Source organism: Pseudomonas sp. RW3S2 (assembly GCF_014268955.1).
GTDB lineage: Bacteria > Pseudomonadota > Gammaproteobacteria > Pseudomonadales > Pseudomonadaceae > Aquipseudomonas > Aquipseudomonas wayambapalatensis.
Window position 1 is genome coordinate 18,502 of sequence record NZ_JABWRM010000029.1, and the last position, 13,887, is coordinate 32,388.

General features: G+C 65.6%; 10 protein-coding genes. 8 read left to right on the forward strand and 2 right to left on the reverse strand.

Annotation, left to right across the window (positions count from 1 at the left end; all coding sequences use genetic code 11):
* The 8 genes from radA to HU748_RS25595 all read left to right on the forward strand — a co-directional run bounded on the left by radA (position 1) and on the right by HU748_RS25595 (position 11,315).
* Entirely contained in the window at positions 1-1,368 is a 1,368-nt protein-coding gene (gene radA, locus HU748_RS25560) for a DNA repair protein RadA (protein ID WP_186710007.1), read from the forward strand.
* A gap of 72 nt (positions 1,369-1,440) precedes the next feature.
* Positions 1,441-1,944, forward strand: a complete 504-nt coding sequence (locus tag HU748_RS25565) for an RNA polymerase sigma factor (RefSeq protein WP_186668387.1) — start codon at positions 1,441-1,443, stop codon at positions 1,942-1,944.
* 68 nt (positions 1,945-2,012) lie between these two features.
* A complete protein-coding gene (locus HU748_RS25570; protein ID WP_186722440.1) occupies positions 2,013-3,002 on the forward strand; it encodes a FecR domain-containing protein in 990 nt (329 codons plus the stop codon).
* A gap of 342 nt (positions 3,003-3,344) precedes the next feature.
* Positions 3,345-6,008, forward strand: a complete 2,664-nt coding sequence (locus HU748_RS25575; protein WP_186722447.1) for a TonB-dependent receptor — start codon at positions 3,345-3,347, stop codon at positions 6,006-6,008.
* Between the two features lie 78 nt (positions 6,009-6,086).
* Positions 6,087-6,704, forward strand: coding sequence for a heme acquisition protein HasA (locus tag HU748_RS25580; protein WP_186710384.1), 618 nt, complete (start codon positions 6,087-6,089; stop codon positions 6,702-6,704).
* A 162-nt stretch (positions 6,705-6,866) separates the two neighbouring features.
* Positions 6,867-8,630 carry a type I secretion system permease/ATPase gene (locus tag HU748_RS25585; protein ID WP_186722441.1) on the forward strand — a complete coding sequence of 588 codons (1,764 nt, stop codon included), beginning with the start codon at positions 6,867-6,869 and terminating at the stop codon, positions 8,628-8,630.
* 2 nt (positions 8,631-8,632) lie between these two features.
* A complete protein-coding gene (locus tag HU748_RS25590; protein WP_186722442.1) occupies positions 8,633-9,982 on the forward strand; it encodes an HlyD family type I secretion periplasmic adaptor subunit in 1,350 nt (449 codons plus the stop codon).
* A 4-nt stretch (positions 9,983-9,986) separates the two neighbouring features.
* Positions 9,987-11,315, forward strand: coding sequence for a TolC family outer membrane protein (locus tag HU748_RS25595; RefSeq protein WP_186722443.1), 1,329 nt, complete (start codon positions 9,987-9,989; stop codon positions 11,313-11,315).
* A 49-nt stretch (positions 11,316-11,364) separates the two neighbouring features.
* Here HU748_RS25595 and HU748_RS25600 read toward each other — a convergent pair whose 3' ends face one another.
* Together HU748_RS25600 and HU748_RS25605 are read right to left on the reverse strand one after the other, a co-directional pair.
* Positions 11,365-12,882, reverse strand: coding sequence for a nucleobase:cation symporter-2 family protein (locus HU748_RS25600; RefSeq protein ID WP_186722445.1), 1,518 nt, complete (start codon positions 12,880-12,882; stop codon positions 11,365-11,367).
* A 260-nt stretch (positions 12,883-13,142) separates the two neighbouring features.
* A complete protein-coding gene (locus HU748_RS25605; protein WP_186668376.1) occupies positions 13,143-13,517 on the reverse strand; it encodes a PilZ domain-containing protein in 375 nt (124 codons plus the stop codon).
* Positions 13,518-13,887 lie beyond the last annotated feature (370 nt).

Here is a 13,887-nt window from a genome sequence, read left to right on the forward strand (position 1 = left end):
ATGGCCAAGGCCAAGCGCTTGTATGGCTGCACCGAGTGCGGCGCGACCTTTCCCAAATGGGCCGGCCAGTGTGGCGAATGCGGCGCCTGGAACACCCTCGTTGAAACCATGATCGAAAGCGCCGGCGCCGCAGCGCCTTCCGGGCGTGCGGGCTGGACTGGGCAGCAGGCGCAGATCAAGACCCTGGCCGAGGTGAGTGTCGAGGAGATCCCGCGCTTCACCACCAGCAGCACCGAGCTTGACCGCGTGCTCGGCGGCGGCCTGGTCGATGGCTCGGTAGTGCTGATTGGCGGCGACCCGGGTATCGGTAAATCCACCATCCTGCTGCAGACCCTGTGCAACATCGCCACGCAGATGCCGGCGCTGTACGTCACCGGGGAAGAGTCGCAGCAGCAGGTGGCCATGCGTTCCCGGCGCCTGGGCCTGCCCCAGGACCAGCTCAAGGTGATGACCGAAACCTGCATCGAAACCATCATCGCCACGGCGCGGGTGGAAAAGCCGCGGGTGATGGTGATCGACTCGATCCAGACCATCTTCACCGAACAACTGCAGTCGGCGCCTGGCGGCGTGGCCCAGGTGCGCGAGAGCACGGCGCTGCTGGTGCGTTATGCCAAGCAAAGCGGCACGGCGATCTTCCTGGTTGGCCACGTGACCAAGGAAGGCTCGCTGGCAGGCCCGCGGGTGCTGGAGCACATGGTCGACACCGTGCTGTATTTCGAGGGTGAATCGGACGGGCGCCTGCGCCTGCTGCGGGCAGTGAAGAACCGCTTCGGTGCGGTCAACGAGCTGGGCGTGTTCGGCATGACCGATCGTGGCCTGAAGGAGGTGTCCAACCCCTCGGCGATCTTCCTCAACCGTACCCAGGAAGAGGTGCCGGGTAGCGTGGTGATGGCCACCTGGGAGGGCACCCGGCCGATGCTGGTCGAGGTGCAGGCGCTGGTCGACGACAGCCACCTGGCCAACCCGCGACGGGTCACCCTGGGCCTGGACCAGAATCGCCTGGCCATGCTGCTGGCGGTGCTGCATCGCCATGGCGGTATCCCCACCCATGACCAGGACGTGTTCCTCAACGTGGTCGGCGGGGTCAAGGTGCTGGAAACCGCATCCGACCTGGCGCTGCTGGCGGCGGTGATGTCGAGCCTGCGTAACCGGCCGTTGGCCCATGGCCTGCTGGTGTTCGGCGAGATCGGTCTTTCTGGCGAGGTGCGCCCGGTGCCCAGCGGTCAGGAGCGCCTGAAAGAAGCGGCCAAGCATGGCTTCAAGCGCGCCATCGTGCCCAAGGGCAACGCACCGAAGGAAGCCCCGCCAGGGCTGCAGGTGATTGCGGTGACGCGTCTGGAGCAGGCCTTGGACGCACTGTTCGAATGACCGACCTTCTTGCAACTGATTCTCAGTAGCGAGTAGCATTCCGCCACCTTGCGACCACCAGCTGGAGTGCGTGTGGCGGAGTCCGATCTCAAGCGCTTGTTCATCAAGCATGCGAAAACCCTGCAGGGGCTGCTGACGCGCAAGGTGCGTGATCCGCAGCTGGCTGCCGACCTGGTGCAGGAAAGTTTCCTGCGCCTGGCCGAGCAGCAGCGCCAGGAAACCATCGACAACACGCCGGGCTACCTGTACCGCACGGCGCACAACCTGATGATCGATCACCTGCGCCAGCAGCAGCGGCGCAAGACCGACCTGGTGCCCCACGAGGCCCTCGAAGGCATCGTCGAAGAGCGCCCGGGGCTGGAGGAGCAGGCTGCCCGCGAGCAGCACCTGCGCCGCGTGCAAGCCATGCTCGAAGCGCTGCCCGAGCGCACCCAGCAGGTCTTTCGTCTCAACCGCCTCGAAGGCATGACCCATGCCGAGGTCGCCCGCCACCTGGGGATTTCCGACAGCTCCGTGCAGAAGCATCTGGCCAAGGCCCTGGCCTATGTGATGCAGTGCCTGCAGGACGGCGGATGACCAACGGTTTACTGACAATTGCCCCTTCAGACGTCAGCCCAGACATAACCAGATCGCGAGAGAACCGTGTGAGCAGCGAGAACCAGCCCGAGCAAGCAATTCGCGAGCAGGCCGCCGAGTGGGTGGTGCGCGAGAGTGCCGGCCCTCTGAGCGACCAGCAGCAGCGGGCGCTGGCGCAGTGGTGCGCCGCCGATCCGCGGCATGTGCAGGCCTATGAGTTTGCCCGGGCAACCTGGGCCGATCTGGGCGCCTTGAGCGAGCTGGCGTTGCCGGTGCGTCGTGGGTTGCCGCCGACGCTTGCGCGGCCAGTGCGCCGTCGTTCGCACTGGCGTCGGGCGATGACGGGCGTGGCGGCCATGCTGGTGGTGGCGTTCGGTGTGGCGCAGGCGCCGGAACTGCTGCTGGACTGGCGAGCCGACTATGTCACTGGCGCGGGCGAAGTGCGGCGGGTGACGCTGCCCGATGGCAGCCTGGTCGATCTGGACAGCCGCAGCGCCATTGCCCTGGCCTTCGACCATGGCGAGCGACGTGTGCGCTTGCTGGCGGGCGAGGCGGTGTTCAGTGCGGCGCCGGTGACGGAGCGCGAGCGGCGGCCGTTCGTGGTCGAATATGCCGGAGCGACCACCCGCGCGCTGGGCACACGCTTCGTGGTCGGGCAGGCGGGCGAGGGTGGCTGGGTCGGGATGCTCGAGCATCGCGTTGCCGTCGACTTGCTGAGCCCGCCACAGCGGGGGCGCGCCGACCAGGTAGTGGAGCAGGGGCAGAGCGTGCGCTATGACCAGGCCGCTGGTGTGCGGCCCTGGCCGGAGCAGAACCTGCAACGGGCCACCGACTGGGAGCGCGGGGTGCTGGTGTTCGAGCGCCAGCCGCTGGCCGAGGTGGTGGCGCGGCTCAACCGCTATCGCCCGGGCAGGTTGATGGTGGTGGATTCGCAGCTCGCGCAGCGCGAGGTGAGCGGGGTGTTTCGCCTTGATCAGCTGGCGGCGGTTGGCGGGGTGCTGAGCGATGAACTGCAGGCGCGGCGGGTCGAGCTGCCTGGGTTGACCTTGATCTACTGATCTTTGCTCGGTGGTGTTCTTTTCGCTGGCAAGCCCGCTCCTACAGGTACTCCACTGATTTCTGTAGGAGCGGGCTTGCCCGCGAAAAGGACACCGCGGTTTCTGACCCCGGCGATGCCGGTGATCTCAGCCCCTTCCAACCCCCCCGCAAAATCTTTTTTCATTTTCCCTTACTGACTTTTCCACCCCTGCGCGTCTGATTGTTGAGATTGATTTTCATTACTAGAAAACGCCAACAACAGACGAGCCTTCGCAGTGACCACGCCACGACAACAGACCCTTCGACCTTTCGGTCGCCTCGCCCTGGCCAGCAGCCTGGTCCTGGGCGCCTGTGCCTTGCCGATGGGGATCGGCATGTCCCACGCCGCGCCAGCGGCCAACGCCGCCAGCCGCCAACTGATCCAGTTCGACATCCCGGCCCAGGCGCTCGACAGCGCCGTGCTGGCCTACGCCGAACAGTCGGGTGTGCAGGTGTTCTTCGACAGCCGCAAGCTGGCCGGGCTGAACAGTGCAGGCCTGCAGGGCGCGCACGCCGCCGAAGATGGCCTGCGCCAACTGCTGCAAGGCACGCCGGTACGCTATCGCTTCAGCGCAGCTGGCCAGGTGGGGCTTGAGCGGGTGGAATCGGGCGACCAGGCGCTGGAATTGGGTGCGACCCACGTCGAGTCCACCCGTGACGGCGACTGGGTCTACATGACCCCGCGCTCGGTCAGCGTCGTCACCCGCAAGCAGATCGACCAGCGCCCTCCGCGCCACGCTGCCGACATGCTCGAGCAGACCGCCGGCGTGTACACCGCGGTCAACCAGCGCGACCCCGGGCTGTCGGTGAACATCCGCGGCGTGCAGGACTACGGCCGGGTCAACATGAACATCGATGGCATGCGCCAGAACTTCAGCGTCAATGGCCATCAGCAGCGCAACGGCGTGATGTTCATCGACCCCGAGTTCGTGCAGAACGTCGAGATCGACAAAGGCACCTCCGCTGGGATGGGCGGCGCCGGGGTGATCGGCGGGATCGCCAGCTTCGGCACCATCGATGCCCGCGACTTGCTCGCGCCGGGCAAGGAGGTCGGCGGTCGCCTGCGCGTCGGGCATGGCATCGGCGCGCTGGGCAACGGCACCTACTTCAATGGCAGCGCGCTGTTCGCCGTGGGCAATGAAGTCGGCGACATCCTGGTCGGCCACAGTGAGCGGCATTTCGGCGATTACCGCAGCGGCACGCAAAACGCCGGTAATCTCGGCACCCAGATGCGCGGCAAGCTCGAGGACCGCCAGGCCTGGAAGAGCTGGCTCAATGGCGAGGTCGGCGGGATGGACAGCGTGACCCGCTCGCAGATCTTCAAGCTCGGCCTGAACCTGCCCGACGAGCAACGCCTGCAGTTCAGCTACTTCGAGACCGACACCGACAGCAAGGACGCCTGGACCGTCAAGGATTCCGGCAGCCATGACTACTACTACCGCGTCACCGGCACCAACGACATCAACGCCAGGAACGCGGCCCTGGACTACAGCTTCAACCCCAACGAGCTGATCGACTTCAAGGCCAAGCTCTACTACGTCACCACCCGCCAGGATCGCTGGAACGCCAACAACGCTTCGTCCGAGAACAGCGGCAACCGCGTCGAGGACTACACCGACCGCTACCAGACCGACACCTGGGGTCTGCAACTGCAGAACACCTCGCGCTGGCACCTGTTCCAGGCCGACAGCCTGACCTTCAACTACGGCAGCGAGGCGTTCCAGGACACCTTCCGCCCCAGCACCAACCGCATCGCCGCGGTCAACGAAACCGAGTCGCTGCCCTACGTGCAGGGCGCCAACCCCAAGGGCAAGCGGGTCATGGCCAGCCTGTTCGGCAACCTCAGCTACGAGCATGACGACTGGCTGGTGGTCGATGCCGGCCTGCGCTATGACCGCTATCGTCTGACCGGCAAGACCGGGGTCACCACCTGGATGTACCCCGAGGGCGTCACCGAGACCAACCTGCGCCGTCAACGCACCGACCTGTTGTTCGAGGAAGACCGCGAAGAAGGCCGTTTCTCGCCGACCTTCGGCGTCGCCGTGAAACCGGGCCTGGACTGGCTGCAGGTCTACACCCGCTGGGGCCGTGGCTGGCGTCCGCCGGCGGTGACCGAGGCGTACATGAGCGGCCGCCCGCATGGCGGTGGTAACGAGATGGTCTACCCGAACCCCTTCCTCAAGGCCGAAGAGTCGCACAACTGGGAGTTGGGGCTGAACATCTTCAAGGAGTCGCTGCTGCGCAGTGGCGACCGCTTCGCAGCCAAGGTCGCCTACTTCGATACGCGCATCGACAACTTCTCGTTTCTCGACACCAACGCCAGCCTGCCCGGCTCCAGCGTATCGGGCATCGCCCTGGGCCGCTCGGTGTACCAGAACAACCTCGAGACCACGCAGTTTCGTGGTGTGGAATACAGCCTCGACTATGACGCCGGTGACTACTACGGCCAGCTCAGCTACACCCACATGATCGGCAGCAACGACTTCTGCTCCAACCAGTTCTACCTGGGCGGCGCCCAACAGCTGGTCAGCGCCGGAACCGTGCTGCGCCCGGTGCGGGTCGGCAGCCGCATCATCATGCTGCCGGTACGGGTCTCGCGGGCCGAGGCCAATGCCACGGAAAACAACCGCGTCAGCTGCGGCGACATCATGGGCAACGCGTCCTACATGCCGGCCGACCGCGGCTCGCTGACCCTGGGGATGCGCTTTCTCGACAAGACCCTGGATGTCGGCATGCGCCTGCGCTACAGCGAAGGCAACGGCAAGAACCTCGACACCCACGGCTACAGCCAGATCGACCAGGCCATGTGGCCCAAATACAAAGTCTATGACCTGTACGCCAGCTATTGGATGACCCCCAGCCTGAACCTGGCGCTGTCGTTGGAGAACGCCACCGACGAGGCCTATTTCGTGGCCATGGGCGACGTCAACAACCTGTCCCTGGCCCGCGGCCGGACCTTGAGCGGCATGCTCGAATACCGATTCTGAAACACCTGGGTTCGCCCACTCCGGGCAACACGAGGGCAAGACGCCTTCGTCTCAACCAAGCAGCACAGAGGAACCGTCATGACTATTTCCGTCACCTACGATCCAGCGTTCGGCAGCGCCACCGTCGACGACTACCTGGCCTTCTGGAGCGCAGGTTTCGTCACCGCTGGTCACGGCTACAGCAACACCGGCGGCTTCAGCAACGGCAGCCGTGATGGCGACCAGTACGCCACCCATGGCGCCAATGGTTCGGACTACGCCTTCATCGCCGATTCCGACACCGCCAACGGCCTGCACTACGTCTTCGATCCGCTCAAGGCGCCGGGCGACAACCAGAACCACTACCTGTGGGGTTCGCTGGACAACGTCAGCCTCGGCGAGGTCCTCGGCGGTGGCGGTGGCAGCGACTTCAGCCTGAGCAACTACGTGGTCAGCTTCAACGGCCTGGACCTGGATGCCGCGCTGGGCGCTGGCCGTGCCGGCAACGAAGTACAGAGCGTGATCTACGGCCTGATGCAGGGCAACACCTCGGCGCTGGAAGGCGTACTGGACACCCTGCTGGCCAGCTACGGCGTGTCGACCGACAGCACCTTCGACGCCATCGCCGCGGCACTCGGTGGCGGGGCGTCGAGCTTCGCTGCAGCCGAGGCAGTGGGTGTTCAGGCGTTGCCTGAGGACCTGGCCCTGGCGGCCTGAGGCCGGGCATGAAAAAGGCCAATGGCAGATCGCTCTGTCATTGGCCGTGTTGCCTGCACCCTGGCCCATGTCTTGTCGGGCCCGGGCCGGGGTGCTGCGAAATTCTGCGAGGTGGCGGCTGCCGGGTCAATGGCGGCGCCGCCTCGTCCTTCGAGGTCATCGATGAGTACACCGCGCAACGCCGCTGCCGATGAACTGTGGCAGACCCTCAAGTCCTGCCGTGGCGGGCTGGGCAACATCGCCCTGTTCACCGCCGTGGCCAACGTGCTGATGCTGGCGCCGGCGCTGTACATGCTGCAGGTCTACGACCGGGTGCTGTCGTCGGGCAACGAGATGACCTTGCTGATGCTCAGCCTGATGGTGCTGGGCCTGTTTGCGTTTCTGGGTGTGCTGGAGTGGCTGCGCAGTCTGGTGGTGATTCGCCTGGGTACGCGCATGGACCTGCAGCTCAACCCGAGGGTGTTCGACGCCGCGTTCCAGGCCAGCCTCGACGGCCACAAGGGCAGTGCCCAGCAGGCCCTGGGCGACCTGACCCAGTTGCGCCAGTTCGCCACCGGGCAAGCGCTGTTCGCGTTCTTCGATGCCCCTTGGTTTCCGCTGTATCTGCTGGTGATCTTTCTGTTCAGCCCATGGCTGGGCTTGCTGGCAGTGGTTGGCGCGCTGCTGCTGGCCGGGCTGGCCTGGCTCAACGAGCGCCTGACCCAAGGCGAGTTCATCGAAGCCGGGCGGTTGTCGCAGCAGGCGATGCAGCAGGCTTCGAGCAACCTGGGCAATGCCGAGGCGATCGCCGCCATGGGCATGCTCGGCGCTGTGCGCCAGCGCTGGAGCCTGCTGCACCACGGCTTTCTGGCCCGGCAGAACCTGGGCAGCGAGCGCAGCGCGGCAATCACGGCGGTGTCCAAGAGCGTGCGCCTGGCGTTGCAGTCGCTGGTGCTGGGGCTGGGGGCGTGGCTGGCGCTGGAGCACTTGATCAGCCCGGGGATGATGATTGCCGGCTCCATCCTCATGGCCCGGGTGCTGGCGCCGATCGATCAGTTGATCGGTGTATGGCGCCAATGGGGTTCGGCGCGCCAGAGTGCCGAGCGGCTGGGGTTGCTGCTGCGCCGTTATCCGCCTCTGCCCAGCGGGATGCCGTTGCCAGCGCCACAGGGGCGGTTGCGGGTCGAGCAGTTGAATGCGCGGGTGCCAGGTGGGCAGCGTCCTTGTCTGAGCGGCATCGGGTTCGAGCTGGCCGCCGGTGAGTCGCTGGGGCTGATTGGCGCTTCCGGCTCCGGCAAATCGACCTTGGCCCGCTTGCTGGTAGGCGCTGCCAATCCGGAGTCGGGCAAGGTCTGCCTGGACGGCGCTGCATTGGCGCAGTGGCAGCCTGAGGCGTTGGGCGCGCACATCGGCTACCTGCCGCAAGACGTGCAACTGTTCGCTGGCAGCATTGCCGACAACATCGCCCGGCTTGGTGCGGTGGACGCCTCGGAAGTGGTCGCGGCCGCGCAGTTGGCCGGGGTACACGAGCTGATCCTGCAACTGCCGCAGGGTTATGACACGCAATTGGGCGAGGGCGGCGCGGGGCTGTCTGGTGGGCAGCGTCAGCGCATCGGCCTGGCCCGGGCACTGTACCGGCTGCCGGCGCTGGTGGTGCTCGACGAACCCAACGCCAACCTCGACGAAGCTGGCGAGCGCGCCTTGCTGGCAGCGCTCGCCGAGCTCAAGGCGCGGGGCCGGACACTGGTGATGATCAGCCACAAGTCGAGCCTGCTGCTGGGGCTGGACAAGCTGTTGGTGCTGCACGGCGGAGTGATGCAGCAGTTCGGCCCGACCACGCGGGTGCTGCAGGCCGCCACCCGGCCTGCGCCCCCCAGCGCTCCGCCACCTGCCGCGGTGCGTACCGGCGTGACTTACAGCTTCAACCAGGGTGGTCAGAGATCGTGAACATGAGTGTGCACCCGTTGTTTCCCCCCGCGCCCGGCCCTGCTGCGACGGGCAATATCCACCCCCTGCGTGACGACGCCCGCGGCCCGGCGAAGGCCGGGCGCTGGCTGGTGCTGGCCGGTTTTGGTGGCTTCCTGTCATGGGCGGCGCTGGCGCCGTTGGACAAGGGCGTGCCGGTCAGTGGCAACGTGGTGGTGGCCGGCAGTCGGCAGGCGGTGCAGCACCCCACGGGCGGGGTGATTGGTCAGCTTTCGGTGCGCGACGGCGATCAGGTGCAGGCGGGGCAGGTGCTGCTCAGCCTCGACCCGACCCAAGCCCAGGCCCAGCAGGGTTCGTTGCGGGTGCAGTACGTGAATGCGCGGGCCATGGAGGCGCGGCTGCTGGCTGAGCGCGATTCGGCGCAGAGCGTGACCTTTCCGGCCGATCTGCTCGCCGAAGCCGCCACCCCCTGGGTGGCGACTGCGCTGGAAACGCAAAGACAACTGCGCACCAGCCGGGCCCAGGCGCTGAGCCTGGAACTGGCGGGCTTGAACGAAAGCATCGCCGGTGCCGAAGCGTCGCTCAGCGGCCTGCAAGGTTCGATGAGCAGCAAGCAGGCCCAGCGCGAGGCGCTCGACGAGCAGTTGCGCGGCCTGCGCGAGTTGGCCCGTGACGGCTACATCCCGCGTAACCGCCTGCTCGACAGCGAGCGCCTGCTGGCGCAGGTCAATGGCTCGATTGCCGAAGACCTCGGCAACATCGGCCGCACCCGGCGCCAGGTACAGGAGTTGAAGCTGCGTGCCAGCCAGCGTCGCCAGGAGTTCCAGAACGAGGTACGCCAGCAGTTGAGCGAGTCCCAGGCCAGCGCCGAGGACCTGGGCAATCGCCTACGCATCGCCGAGTTCGACCTGGCCCACACCCAGGTGCGCGCGCCGGTCGCCGGCACCGTGGTGGGGCTGAGTGTGTTCACCAACGGTGGGGTGATCGCGCGCGGTCAACAGCTGATGGAAATCGTCCCCCGCGATGCGCCGTTGCTGGTCGATGCTCGGGCGCCAGTGGAGCTGGTCGATCGCTTGCGACCGGGCTTGCCGGTGGAGTTGCTGTTCGTTGCCTTCAACCAGAGCACCACGCCACGGGTGGCGGGGGAGCTGAGCCTGGTCTCGGCCGACCGCCTGCTCGATGAAAAGACCCAGCAGCCTTACTACCAGGTGCGCATCAAGGTCAGTGACGAGGGGGCGCGGCAACTGGCTGGCCTGGATATCCGCCCGGGCATGCCGGTGGAAGCTTTCGTGCGCAGTGGTGAGCGATCGCTGCTGAGCTACCTGTTCAAGCCGCTGGCCGACCGGGTGCACATCGCCCTGAGCGAGGAGTGAGCCGATGCGCCTGTTGTTGCCCATCCTGTTGTTGGGCCTGGTTTTGCCAGCGCATGCCCTGGACTTGAGCGATGCCTACGCCCTGGCCCTGCGTAATGATCCGACCTTGCACGCGGCCATCGCCGAGCGCGATGCGGGCGTCGAGAACCTCGCCATCGGCCGCGCCGGGCTGTTGCCGAATCTCTCCTATCGCTACAACCGTGCGCGCAACGACTCGGAGGTGACCCAGCGCAGCCAGTTCGGCGATGTGACCAGCCAGCTTGACTACCGCAGCTACACCTCGACCCTGACTCTGCAGCAGCCGTTGTTCGACTACGCAGTGTGGAGCGACTATCGCCGTGGCGTGGCCCAGGCCGCGATGGCCAACGAGCGCCTGCGCGGTCGCAGCCAGGAACTGATGGTGAGGGTGTTCTCCGCCTACAGCGAAGCGCTGTTCGCCGACGAGCAGATCGCCCTGGCCCAGGCCCAGCGGCGTACCTTTGCCGAGCAACTGCAGCTCAACGAGCGCTTGCTCAGGAATGGCGAAGGCACCCGCACCGATGTGCTGGAGACGCGCGCCCGCTACGAATTGGCCCAGGCTCAGGAGATCGAGGCCGGCGACAATCTCGACGCGGCCTTGCGCAGCTTGCAGGCGATCACCGGTGAGGCGGTCGGCGCCGAAGACCTCGCGCCGATGTTGCCGTCGCGCTCGGTGCAGCCGCTGGTGCCAGCGCGTTTCGAGCCCTGGCGCGACCTGGCCTTGGCGCACAACGCCGAGCTGGCCAGCCAGCGGCATGCGCTGGACGTCGCAGCCCAAGGGGTGGAGCGTCAACGTGCCGGGCACCTGCCGAGCCTGAGTGCCTACGTCAGCAAGGGGATTTCCAGTTCGAGCTCGGAGAGTACCTACAACCAGCGCTACGACACCGACAGCGTCGGCATCCAACTGAGCGTGCCGTTGTTTGCCGGTGGTGGTGTGTCGGCGCGGGTGCGCCAGGCGCAGGCCGAGCGCGATGGCTTGCAGTTCCAGGTCGATGCGCAGGTCAGCGACACGCTCAATCAGTTGCGTCGCCAGTTCAACTTGTGCGCCAGCAGCACCGCGAAGATCCGCGCCTACGGGATGGCGGTGAATGCGGCCAGTGCGTTGGTCGAGGCGACTCGGCGCAGCGTGCAGGGGGGAGAGCGGGTCAACCTCGATGTGCTCGATGCCGAGCAGCAGCTGTACGGGGCGCGGCGTGATCTGGCCCAGGCCCGGCATGAGTACCTGCGGGCCTGGGTGCAGTTGCGCTACTTGGCGGGGGTATTGGATGCCAAGGATGTGGAGGTATTGAACGGGTACTTCGTGGCGCGCGGTTGAAGGCGGTGTCGCTTGATGGCTGCACCGCTTCTACGGGCTTTGCATCCTGTCAGTGCTCCGCCACCGCCTTGCGTCTGAGCACCTGTTCGCCGTGTTCATCGATGTCCATCACCGGCACTTCGTTGCCATCGGCATCGAACAGCTTGCCATCCTTGAAGTAGTCGCCATCGCGCAGCACCGAGATGTCCGAATACTGGATGGTGCGCTCGTATCCGGCGGCGAATACCGACTGCTGGTCCGAGTTGCCGGCGGTGAAGTGGTTGAAGATCAGGTTCAGCAGGATCGCCATGATCGCCGCCGAGCTGATGCCCGAGTGGAAGATGGTTTCGAACCAGCTGGGGAACTGGTGGTAGAAGTTCGGAGCGGCGATGGGGATCATGCCGAAGCCCAGCGAGGCGGCCACGATGATCAGGTTGACGTTGTTCTTGTAGTTCACCTTCGACAGGGTGCGGATGCCGCTCGCCGCCACGGTGCCGAACAGCACGATGCCTGCGCCGCCCAGCACCGGGGTGGGGACTGCGGCGATGATCCGGCCCATGATCGGCAGCAGGCCGAGCACCACCAGGATCACCCCGCCGGTGGCGACCACGTAGCGGCTCTTCACCCCGGTCACGGCCACCAGGCCGACGTTCTGGGCGAACGCGCTCTGGGTGAAGGAGCCGAAGATCGGCGCCAGGATGCTCGATGCCATGTCGGCGCGCAGGCCGTCGCCCAGGCGCTTGGAGTCGACCTTGGTGTCGATGATCTCACCCACCGCGAGGATATCCGCCGAGGTCTCCACCAGGGTCACCATGATCACGATGCACATCGACAGGATCGCCGCGATGTGGAACGTCGGCATGCCGAAGTGGAATGGCGTGGGGAAGGCGAACATCGGGCCTTCGCCGACCTTGCTGAAATCGGCCATGCCCAGTGCCCAGGCGATCAGGGTGCCGGCGACCATGGCCAGGAGGATCGACAGGCGCGAGATGCTGGCGCTGCCCAGCTTGCTCAGCAGCAGGACGATGGCGAAGGTCAGCGCCGCCAGGCCGATGTTGGCCATGCTGCCGAACTCCGGCGAAGCGCTGTTGCCGCCCATCACCCAGCGTGCGGCCACCGGCATCAGGGTCAGGCCGATGGTGGTGATGACGATGCCGGTGACCAGCGGCGGGAAGAACTTGGTGATTCGCGAGAACACCGGAGTGATCAGAAAGCCGATCAGCGATGCCGCCATGACTGCGCCCAGCACCGCCGGCAGGCCTCCGCCGCCCTGGCTGCCGAGAATCGCCCCCATGGTGGCCACGCCAGCGAACGACACGCCCTGTACCAGTGGCAACTGGCAGCCGAAGAAGGGTAGCCCGAGGGTTTGCAACAAGGTGGCCAGTCCGCCAGCAAACAACGATGCGGCAATCAGCAGGCCGATCTCCGCCGGGGCCAGGCCGGCGGCCTGACCCAGGATCAGTGGCACGGCGACGATCCCTCCGTACATGGTCAGGACATGCTGCAGGCCATAAGCCAGGTTGGCACCAAACCCGAGGTTTTCGTCCTCGGGACGCTTGGCAGGAGACGTGCTGGTGGACGTAGTCATTGGAGCAGGCTCTCTGTTTATTGTTGTGCCGATACTGTAGACAGCTCCGACAGAATATTGCTAGATCAATTGTATACAATATTTTGATCTGGGCAGCCGCAGACCCGGCATGACGGTGTTCCTGACCGCAATGCAGATAGCGTTCCAATATGGGGAGGGCGGTTTAGAAGGGTGTGTACAAAAAGCTCGGCAGCTCGTGAAAAGCTGTCTAGATGGGCAGGAAATAGGGGTAGGTCATTTTCTTAGCAGGCTAAAAGATTTCAATCTTCGATAAGTTCGCGCAGCTCGCGCATCATTTCGGTGCTGTCGGCCAGGTTCAGTTCCACAAGACGGTGCAGATGGGTCATCGAATCGACGTCGATATAGAGGCAGACGAAACCCAGGCGAGTGGGTTCTTCGTGGCGCAGTTCCACCTGCATGCGGACCTTGACCTCTTTGTCGAGGTGGATGAGCGCATCGAAATCCTGGGTCAGGTCGGCGTCCCAGGGCTCCGGCCGCTCGACCAGCAGGCCCTTGAGCGACAGGTCGAGCAGTTTCACCGGCCAGCGCTGCTCGCCTTGGCACAGTTCGGTGGCGGCGTCGAAGTCGATGCGCTGGAAGCGCCTGCGCTCGTCAGTTCCGGAAGGATGGGTCATGGCGGATCCTCGTCAGTTGATCTGACTATAGACCAGCCACGCCCGTTGCGGTTTGGCCGCGACTGATGCGATTCAGCCTGTGCCAGGGCGGGCGCTGGGCTGCTCCGCCTGCTGGGGGGGGCGCGGGGGTGATCAGTGGCTCCTTGCGAACCTGCAGCGCGACCAGAATCCCTGCTGCCAACAGCACAAGCAAGCCGATTTGTATGGCCCGGATACGGTTCTTCATTAGGGCATCCCTGCCTCGATCAGTGATGCCGAAATGATCGAGCGGTCTGGGCTGCAGCACAACTGGCAGAAATATCAGGTCGCTTTTCGCACCCTGCCCGGGGGGGGGGGGGGGGTGGCGGTTGCAGCAGCGGGGAGCGTGGAT

Excerpts from the sequence above, each read along its gene's own strand:
- radA (WP_186710007.1), top strand. The coding sequence starts at position 1 with ATGGCCAAGGCCAAGCGCTTGTATGGCTGCACCGAGTGCGGCGCGACC.
- HU748_RS25575 (WP_186722447.1), top strand. The coding sequence starts at position 3,345 with ATGGGGATCGGCATGTCCCACGCCGCGCCAGCGGCCAACGCCGCCAGC.
- HU748_RS25580 (WP_186710384.1), top strand. The coding sequence starts at position 6,087 with ATGACTATTTCCGTCACCTACGATCCAGCGTTCGGCAGCGCCACCGTC.
- HU748_RS25585 (WP_186722441.1), top strand. The coding sequence starts at position 6,867 with ATGAGTACACCGCGCAACGCCGCTGCCGATGAACTGTGGCAGACCCTC.
- HU748_RS25590 (WP_186722442.1), top strand. The coding sequence starts at position 8,633 with ATGAGTGTGCACCCGTTGTTTCCCCCCGCGCCCGGCCCTGCTGCGACG.
- HU748_RS25595 (WP_186722443.1), top strand. The coding sequence starts at position 9,987 with ATGCGCCTGTTGTTGCCCATCCTGTTGTTGGGCCTGGTTTTGCCAGCG.
- HU748_RS25600 (WP_186722445.1), bottom strand. The coding sequence starts at position 12,882 with ATGACTACGTCCACCAGCACGTCTCCTGCCAAGCGTCCCGAGGACGAA.
- HU748_RS25605 (WP_186668376.1), bottom strand. The coding sequence starts at position 13,517 with ATGACCCATCCTTCCGGAACTGACGAGCGCAGGCGCTTCCAGCGCATC.